Origin of the sequence: Deinococcus misasensis DSM 22328 (genome assembly GCF_000745915.1) — a bacterium.
Classification (GTDB): domain Bacteria; phylum Deinococcota; class Deinococci; order Deinococcales; family Deinococcaceae; genus Deinococcus_C; species Deinococcus_C misasensis.
The window spans coordinates 1-8,367 of sequence record NZ_JQKG01000086.1; the positions used below are offsets into that span (position 1 = coordinate 1).

General features: G+C 53.4%; 9 protein-coding genes and 1 rRNA gene. 3 read left to right on the plus strand and 7 right to left on the minus strand.

All coding sequences use genetic code 11. The annotated features are described in order from the left end of the window. From Q371_RS22890 to Q371_RS22900, 3 genes are all read right to left on the minus strand, one after another. Window positions 1–104, minus strand: a 23S ribosomal RNA gene (locus tag Q371_RS22890); the annotation flags it as partial. Between the two features lie 365 nt (window positions 105–469). Beyond that, entirely contained in the window at window positions 470–970 is a 501-nt protein-coding gene (locus Q371_RS26255) for a MarR family winged helix-turn-helix transcriptional regulator (RefSeq protein ID WP_051965119.1), read from the minus strand. Then, window positions 967–1,434, minus strand: a complete 468-nt coding sequence (locus tag Q371_RS22900) for an S-ribosylhomocysteine lyase (RefSeq protein ID WP_034345221.1) — start codon at window positions 1,432–1,434, stop codon at window positions 967–969. Before Q371_RS22900 ends, Q371_RS26255 begins: the two co-directional genes overlap by 4 nt. Window positions 1,435–1,752: 318 nt before the next feature. On the opposite strand from Q371_RS22900, the gene lspA (Q371_RS22905) reads away from it, so the two are divergent. Both lspA (Q371_RS22905) and lspA (Q371_RS22910) read left to right on the plus strand, forming a co-directional pair. Beyond that, on the plus strand, window positions 1,753–2,253 hold the full coding sequence (gene lspA / locus Q371_RS22905) for a signal peptidase II (RefSeq protein WP_245618428.1): 501 nt from the start codon (window positions 1,753–1,755) through the stop codon (window positions 2,251–2,253). 82 nt (window positions 2,254–2,335) lie between these two features. Then, window positions 2,336–2,836 carry a signal peptidase II gene (gene lspA, locus Q371_RS22910; protein ID WP_034345227.1) on the plus strand — a complete coding sequence of 167 codons (501 nt, stop codon included), beginning with the start codon at window positions 2,336–2,338 and terminating at the stop codon, window positions 2,834–2,836. 517 nt (window positions 2,837–3,353) lie between these two features. Here the strand turns inward: lspA (Q371_RS22910) and Q371_RS22915 are convergent. Then, window positions 3,354–4,085 (minus strand): DUF7873 family protein, encoded by a 732-nt coding sequence (locus Q371_RS22915; protein ID WP_034345230.1) that lies wholly within the window; start codon window positions 4,083–4,085, stop codon window positions 3,354–3,356. 140 nt (window positions 4,086–4,225) lie between these two features. Continuing rightward, on the minus strand, window positions 4,226–4,447 hold the full coding sequence (gene rpmB, locus Q371_RS22920) for a 50S ribosomal protein L28 (RefSeq protein WP_034345233.1): 222 nt from the start codon (window positions 4,445–4,447) through the stop codon (window positions 4,226–4,228). Between the two features lie 206 nt (window positions 4,448–4,653). Between rpmB and Q371_RS22925 the strand changes: the two genes are divergently transcribed. After that, the gene (locus tag Q371_RS22925) at window positions 4,654–6,057 is read left to right on the plus strand and encodes a family 10 glycosylhydrolase (protein ID WP_051965121.1); all 1,404 of its coding nucleotides are present in this window, start codon (window positions 4,654–4,656) and stop codon (window positions 6,055–6,057) included. Window positions 6,058–6,060: 3 nt separating this feature from the next. Here the strand turns inward: Q371_RS22925 and Q371_RS22930 are convergent, their stop codons facing one another. Both Q371_RS22930 and rpsO read right to left on the minus strand, forming a co-directional pair. Further along, the gene (locus Q371_RS22930) at window positions 6,061–7,365 is read right to left on the minus strand and encodes a nitrilase-related carbon-nitrogen hydrolase (protein WP_051965123.1); all 1,305 of its coding nucleotides are present in this window, start codon (window positions 7,363–7,365) and stop codon (window positions 6,061–6,063) included. 106 nt (window positions 7,366–7,471) lie between these two features. Continuing rightward, window positions 7,472–7,750 (minus strand): 30S ribosomal protein S15, encoded by a 279-nt coding sequence (rpsO, locus tag Q371_RS22935; RefSeq protein WP_034345239.1) that lies wholly within the window; start codon window positions 7,748–7,750, stop codon window positions 7,472–7,474. Window positions 7,751–8,367 lie beyond the last annotated feature (617 nt).

The following is an 8,367-nucleotide window of genomic DNA, read 5'->3' on the forward strand; positions in this document are numbered from 1 at the left end:
GCGTCAATGCTTGTATCCAGCTCGACCGGGCTTTTCGCAGGTAACCACGTCCTTCTTCGGTTCCAGTGCCAAGGCATCCACCATACACCCTTACTATCTTGACCCTTAAGATCATTTTGTATGGGATTCGCTCTCTTCTTCGCAGAAGAAAACTTTCCTTCGCTCGCATTCTTTCGGTTGTCAAACAACTCCGCCCTCGTCTCTCGCATCGCTGCTTCCTCTCGGGCGAAGAAAAGAATACAACCATTACGCCCTTATGTCAACACTCCCAAAAAGGGGTATCTCCACTTGGTATTTTGGAAGCGTCTGAGACAACGAAAAATCATCCTCGAAACCCGTCACGTTGCCAGAGTTGTATAGACAGATTTTGGCGATAAAGGCCACCAGAGCACTGCAAGAACCTTCACAAAAAACCAAAAAAGGGAGGCTGTGCGCCTCCCCGAGATTGCTCTCTATATATGGTGTTGTTTTACAGCTGTCCGCTTTGCCTGCGAATGGCCTCCAGCACGTCAGGATCACGGGTGATTTCACGGAGCAAAGCCAGAAGCTGCACATTGAAATCTGCAGGTGTCTGAGGCATCTGCTGGAAAATGCCCTGCAAATAGCGGGTTCGTTCAGACTGCACCTCCTGAAGCACGCTTTTGCCTCTGGGGGTCAGGCTGACCTGAATGCGTCTGGCATCCATGGCATCCCGATAACGCTCTGCAAGCCCTCGATCGCACAGACGGTCCACAGCTTTCGTGGCCGCTGGATAAGAGATCCCCAGACCTGCAGCAATGTCACCCACCAGAGCAAACTCCACACTGTCCAGAAAACGCAAGGTGCGAAGTTGTGCGCCAGTGACCTCCTCCTCCTCACCCAAAACGGTGGCCAATGGGCGTGCAATCAGCACCACCTCCAGAGCTGTCAGGAGCTGCAAGAGGGTCTGGTCCAGCGCTTTGAAGTCGTCTGAGGGCAGAGGGGATGTCATCTTTGGATGTTGATGGTCTCCTGAACGATCAGGCCCTGCTCCAGCACCTTGTGGGCCACGTCTTTTGCGCTTTGCAAGTTGTGGTCACGGAAGTTGCCGCATTCCAGTTCACTGACGCCAGGGATGGTTTCACCATGGGAAGCCACGTCTTTCAGGGCCTGCTCGAAAGCCACACGCACCTGTTCTGCGGCAGGTTCAGCAATCACAGCCATGTACATGCCTGTGCGGCAGCCCATCGGAGAGACATCCAGCACGTCTTGCAAGTGGTCCCTGAGGTAACCTGCCAGCAGGTGCTCCAGGGTGTGCAAGGTGGAAGAATCAATGGCTTCCTGATTGGGCTGGGTCAGGCGCAGGTCGTATTTGGTGATGGTGTCCCCTTTCGGGGTGTGTTTCACACCAGCAATGCGCACATAAGGTGCTCGCACTTTGGTGTGGTCTAAATCGAAGGACTCCACTTTCGCCATGGGTTTAATCTAACATTTTTGCCCTGACAGAAACTTGTGATGTACGCAATTGCTTCACCAAGCCATCAGCCATCAGCCATCAGCGTTCAGCAAGAAAGAAGGGCGCAAGAGATCAGCCATATTGAAGCTGAAGACCCGCCGCAAATTGCCCATCCAGAAGGATGTCCTCTCCAGCAAAAGCCCTCTTTGTGCTTTAACTGACGGCTGAACACTGAATGCTGAAGGCTTTTTCAAACGACATACCAAAGGCCAGCTTTGGTATTGTTCCTCCCCGCATTCCCTATGCGTCTCATGGACGACTTCGCTATACTGCGAAGGATGCCCGTTGCTTTGATTGTCTTTGCTGCGCTGATTGCATTTGACCAGTGGCTGAAACTCTGGTCGGTGGCCAATCTGCAACCTTATGTACTGAAACCGCTCATTGAAAATGTGCTCTCCCTGACCCTCGTGTACAACACCGGTGCTGCATGGGGCATGCTGGGAGGGGCCACCATCATTCTGGCCATTCTGAGGCTTGTGGTGGGCATTGGCATTTTGATCTACCTCTGGAAGGACAAACCCAGAGGTCTGACCTTCTGGTCTCTGGTCCTGATTGCCACTGGAGCCGTAGGCAATGCCATTGATGGCCTGCGTCTGGGCAAAGTGGTGGACATGTTTTACTCCCACCAACTGTCGTGGGTCACCCAGAAGATTCACCAGCAGGATTTTCCCATCTTCAACATTGCTGACATTTGCGTGGTCTCTGGAACCATTCTGCTGATTGCAGCAAGCCTGTTTGCCAAAAAACCAGAATCCAAGCAAAAAGCTTCAGAAGCCTGAACCTTCAACCCTGATGCCCCCAGAGTGATCTGGGGGTTTTGTTTTGGGTGATCTTCTCACTGGAACCTTCTAAACTGGAAACATGCCTTTTGCAATCTTGATTTTTGCTGCACTCATTGGAATGGACCAGTGGCTCAAAGTCTGGTCTCTGGCGCACCTGCAGACCGATGCTTTTTTGCCTGTGGTTCAAAATGTGCTTTCCCTCATTCTGACCTTCAATACAGGGGCAGCGTGGAACCTGTTTGCTGGAGCCACCCTTTTCCTGGCTGTGTTGCGCATGGTGGTGGGCCTTGGCATTCTGGTTTACCTCTGGAAGGACAAACCCAGAGGCATCGCTTTCGGGTCTCTGCTCTTGATCGCTGCTGGAGCGGTTGGAAATGCCATTGATGTGCTCTGGTACGGCAAAGTCATTGACATGTTTTATTCCCATCAGCTTTTCTGGATCACCCAGAAAATGTATGGTCAGCCGTTTCCCATTTTCAACATTGCAGACCTTTGCGTGGTCTCTGGAACGGTTTTGCTGGTGGCTTCAAGTCTGTTCACGTCAAAAGCAGAAGCCAAAACCAGAGTCTCTGGAGCCTGACCAAACCACCAACGTCCAAAAACCAGAGTTCAAAAAGGAGACCCTGCATCGTAGCCTGATGCAGGATCAAAGGATGCTGTCCATTTGCGCACGTCAACACATTTAAACTTCTGGTTCATTCTTGAGGTTGCTGTGCCTTACCGTTAGGCCACCGGCCCATGTGGCGGGCCAGATGAGATTTGAACCCATATCCAGCAAATTTCGACCATCAGCGTTTGATTTGACGTTCGACAGCGAATGCATGAGGTTGGAGCAATAGTTTGAGCTTGTTTGTGGGTGCCCGATGCGCCTCTACCTTTGGGCCACCCTGCCGTGGTGGCAGGGGCAGGATTCGAACCTGCACTGTACACCTCGCCCCGATCAGACTGAAGCTGAACCTCAGCTTGGTACTCCAAGAGCAGTATACGGCAGGCTTTTGAGGTGCACCATCCTTCAAAAGACTTAAGCCAGAGAAGCCAAACAACACAAAAAACAGCAAGCTTTCACTTGCTGTTCTGGTTTCACTTCAAAGGGAAACTCAACCAAACAGGTAATTGAAGAATTTCTCTCCGATTTTCTGCTCTTTGGCGTCCACACTGTTGGCCTCCTCGCGGGCAAACTTGACGGCTTGCTGCAGTTTTTGAATGCGGTTGAGGAGTTCGTGGACCCTCTGGGCGGGCAAGGCTCCAGAGAATTTGACGGTGCGCCAGTAACCCACGGTCACATCCTCGTAGTAGACCTCCACCTGAGCGGGGTGCTTTTCGGTGGCTTCGGCTTTGACGTGGTTGCGGGGGATCTTTTTGGTGCGGACCGTCTGGACCGGCTCAGTGGCGTAGCAGTCTGCACCGGGATCGAACAACCAGCTTTCTGAAGCGTCCAAGACAGGCAACTTGCGCACAAAAGTGTTCAGGTCCACCAGTTGTTTTTCCAGAAACAGCAGGTAGCTGACCGGGGCGTCTTTGATCAGGACCTGTTCTCCGACCACCACATCGGCACGGGCTTCGCAGTTGGTCCAGTCTTTGGTGGCGGTCACATCAAAGAGGTTGGCCAGAATGCGGGCGGTGCTCTGGATGATCTCCTCGGCTTTGACCTGAACACGGGTGGACTCGGGGGGCAGTTGTTCACCCTCTTCGTCTTTGGGGCGATAGTTGCGTGAAATGCCCGTCAGCAGGGCAGGTTTTTGCAAGGCGTGGTGGGCTTCAGTGAGTTCTTGAAACGAGCGGCTTTTGACCGATTTTTCGACGGCAATGATTTGATTCAGTTTGGGCATGACTTGATTCTCCTGTGTTCGCTTTTCTCAAACAAGCATAAAAAAAGATGCAGACTTTGACATCTGCATTCTCAGTTAAGCCAAAATTTAAGCCTCACTCCAGAAGTCTGAAAGTGAGGCTTGTTAAGGTGACCGCACCCTTAGAGGGTGTGGGCGTTCTTCAGGCACTTGGTGCAAACACGCAGGCGCAGCACGGCTTCGCCACGGCGCAGGGTCACACGCTGCAGGTTGGGCAGCTGACGGGTTTTGGTGATGCCGGTGGTTTTACGACCTACCCCACCATCTTTTTTTGCTTTACCGCGTCGGATGACACTGTTCACCACGACGGGTCCTTTTCCGCAAAGTTCGCAGACTTTAGCCATGTTCTTAAGCCTCCCTTGGAGTCCTGAGCCTCTTCGGCCCAGAATAAGCCTTGCAATTATAGCACAGAATTCACGAATTCAAGGGGGACTGTTGTCGAGGCCCCCTTCATCAAAAAGGCCATTTCGCGCAAGGGTCCAGAGCAGACACAGGACCACCTTTCCTTCATCCGAATCGGGCAGCGACCCCGTATACTGACCCAAACGCCATGAAACCAACTGTCCTTTTGCTGTCTCTCCTGCTGTCCACGGCGTCTGCGGCCCCTTTGAGGGGATTGTGGGTGGATGCTTTCGGTCCCGGCTTCAAAACCGAAGCAGAAATCCAGAAACTGGTTCAGGATGCCCGCACCATGGGTCTGAACACCCTGTTTGCTCAGGTGGTGCGCCGGGCAGACTGTTACTGCCTGAAAAGCACGTTCCCTGTCACTGAAGATCCAGAGGTCCCACAGGGTTTCGATCCTCTGGCGGTGCTGATCAGAGAGGCCCACAAAGCCAATTTGCAGGTGCATGCCTGGGTGATCATTCACGGCATGACCAGCAGTGAGGTGACCCCGCCCAAAAATCCGGCCCATCCGATCAATGCCCACGGCCTTGATGAATTTGCAGACACCTGGCTGACTTTCAACAATGCAGGAGAGGCCTTCACTGGCAGGGATTATTATTTTGACCTCGCCCATCCGGGGGTGGTGAAGTTCTTTGCAGATGGCTTGAGGTCTCTGGCACAGAATTACGACCTGGACGGCATCATGCTGGACCGCATCCGGTATCCCGATCCTGTGAAGGTCAGTGCGCCCATCTGGGGATACAACCCTTACTCCCTGTCCAGATACTTCAAAGAAACAGGTGCAACGCAAGTTCCAGAGCCTCAAGACGTGGCATGGACCCGTTGGCGACGGGATCAGGTGTCTTTGCTGGTCAAAAACCTTTACCTGCAAGTCAAAACCGTGAAACCCCGGGTGTGGTTCAGTGCGTCCACCATCACGTATGGACCTGCTCCCAAAACCAGTGCGGAGTTCAAAACCACCCGCACCTACAACGAAGTTTTGCAGGACTGGCCCCTCTGGCTGAAGGACGGCTACTTGGAACTGAATGTGATGATGAATTACAAGCGGCAAAACAAAGCCCCTCAGGACCAGTGGTATGCAGGCTGGGTGGATTTTGCCCGCCAGCAGGCAGGGGTGAATGCCTCGGGCATCGCTTGGTACCTGAACACTTTTGCAGACATCCAGGCCCAGACCCGCAAAGCCCAGAGTGCTGGGATGGGATGGGCCGGGTACTCCTACCGCTTTCCGAGCCTTGGCAATTACACCTCCAACCCCACTGTCACCACCGAGTATGAAACCCTGAAAACCTTGCTGCCCTCTGGGGGTCCTTTTGATGTGGCTCCACTGCCTGTGACTTCCATTCGGGGTCAGGTGGCAGGCAAAAACGCTTCAGGTGTGCCCATCGAAGTGTGGCAAGCAGGCCGCATGGTGGCCCGCACCGTGTCAGATGCCACCGGGTTTTTTGGCCTGACTCGATTGCCCTCTGGAAAACTGGAAATCCGGGTGCTCAAAACCCGCAAAACCATGACCCTGCAGGCCAACCGCATTCACGATGTGGGTGTGTTCTGAAACTCAGAATCCCAGACCCACCAGCAGCAACCCGAGCAAACCCAGACCCACTTTCCAACCCCGTTTTGCCCTGAACAGGGCCAGCAACAGCAAAAGTCCTCCAGCAACCCACCAGAAATAACCCAGAGCTCTGGCAGGATTCTGGATGTCCTGGCCATCAATGACCGCCTGCATGGCCTGCTCAAAAGGACGCAACGGGTGCTCTGGAACCGTGCTGGCAGGCAAAGTGAGGTCTGCATAAATGGCCCCTGTGCGGTACTGGTTTTCCATGGGGTCTTTTGATCCTGCTTTCAGTTTCTGGCCCACCGCCTGCAGTTCGGTCATGCTGCCTTCCTGCACCCACGGCATCAGGGAAATGAAGCCCCCTCTGGGTTCAGTCATGACGTAAGACTGCTGCTCTGGATGCTGGCTGGCTTTGCCGATGATGGCGGTCTGGCCATCAAAGCTCACATCAAAAAGGTTGCCCACCACCATCGGGTTCACAGCATACTGGATGGTTTTGCTGTCCTGCACCACCTTCCAACTGCTGTCCAGCCACGCCTCAGGCTGAGGACGTTTGGTGGAGGTGCCCTGTTCGGTGCCAGACCATTCGGTGGCGTTGGCATCGGGTTGCAAGAACACGGTGGTTCCGGTGGCTTCCAGCTTTTTCACCACATCTTCCCGAAAAGCATCCAGACTGGTGGCCACCCCAATGTCTCCAACAGGGGTTGAGACCGTGATCAGGTCTTCCAGTTTGCCATCCACCATCCCGAGGGGATATTCATCTGCCGTCAGATGCACCTTGTCCCAAGAGCCCAGCACGTTGCCTTGCGGACCGATCAAAACCGCCTGATTGTAAAGCTCAGGAGCAGCAATCTGCACCTTGCCCCCTTTTTCTTCCAGTCTGGGATGCACACTGCTGCCGCACAACAGGTAAGTGTTGTGCTGTTTTGCCAGTTCAGCGCAGGTTCGCAGATAAAGCTGCATGTTTTCTGGTGCTTGAGAGAGCATCAATCCCTGCACAATGTTCACCTTGCGGGTCAGGGCGTAATAAGCACTCTCTGGAAGGTGTTTGATCAGACTGGCTGCCAGAGCAAGCTGCAAACTCGGTGCCCTCTGGGCCAAAGCCGATCCACGGATGGCCAGAGGCAAACCATTCAGTTCGGTCAGCACCACCAGATTGGGATGGGTGGGATGAAACTGGGTGCGGGCCAACGTCACCTGAGACAGCATCCACTTCTGAAAATGGGTGCTGGAGGCATACACCGACACATGCCATTGGGGTTGAACCGCATGAACTCTGAATTCTCGGGCTTGGGCTGCAGTCATGAGGGCTCCCAGCGTCAAAAAAAGGTGAATTTTGGACACAAAAACAACATAACAAAAAACCCACCCCGAAGGGTGGGCAAGTGATGCAAAAACAGATTTGACTGTTTTACTTGACCTGGGTGTGACCGCGGCGGATGCCGAGTTTGTCGGTCAGTTCGATGTAACCAGCGTAGTCAGAACGCTCCAGGTAACGCAGCAGACGGCGGCGTTGACCGACCATCATTTGCAGGCCGCGTTGGCCGTGCTTGTCTTTCTGGTTGGCGTTCAGGTGACCGGACAGGTTGTTGATGCGGGCGGTCAGAATGGCAATCTGAACTGCGGTGCTGCCGGTGTCGCCTTCTTTGGTTGCGTACTGCTGGATCACTTCTGCTTTGTTGATGCTCATGGTTGTCTCTCCATATTTTGAAGTCTCGACATGCAAAGCCCGCCAATTGGCACCCTGCAAGCGACAGGGTTCAAGGTAACATGAAACCCTTGTGCTGTAAAGGGTTGAGGTTCCCGAAACACTTAGACAAAAAGCTGTCACGCCACAGGTACTGCTCCTTCCAAAACACCAAAAAACCTTTGTCCAGAGGGGTTTAAATCGTCTCGACAGATTTTCACAAGATGCACAAAGTGTAATTGAGATGTAAGGAAACGGTTCAGGATTTTGGTGACAGCCGAGAGCCGAGAGCCGAGAGCCGAGAGCCGAGAGCCGAGAGCCGAGAGCATCATGTGATACGTATCAGAAATGGTCAAGGGAATCAGGTGGAGCAAGCAAAAGAACCCATGGGAGACTGTCCTCCAAGCACATGTTCAGGGCAAGACAGCGTACGAGCCCTTGTTTTGCACAAGAAGTTATGCCTTGCCCTGAACGTATTGTTCAAAGCTTTATTGCTCTCGGCCCTCGGCCCTATGCCCTCGACATCTGGCCTTTTGCTTTCTGCCCTTTCCTCAACCATCAAGCCCCACTTTGCCCATGAACGCCCCAATTTCCCTGTCATGGCGCACAAATAACCCATC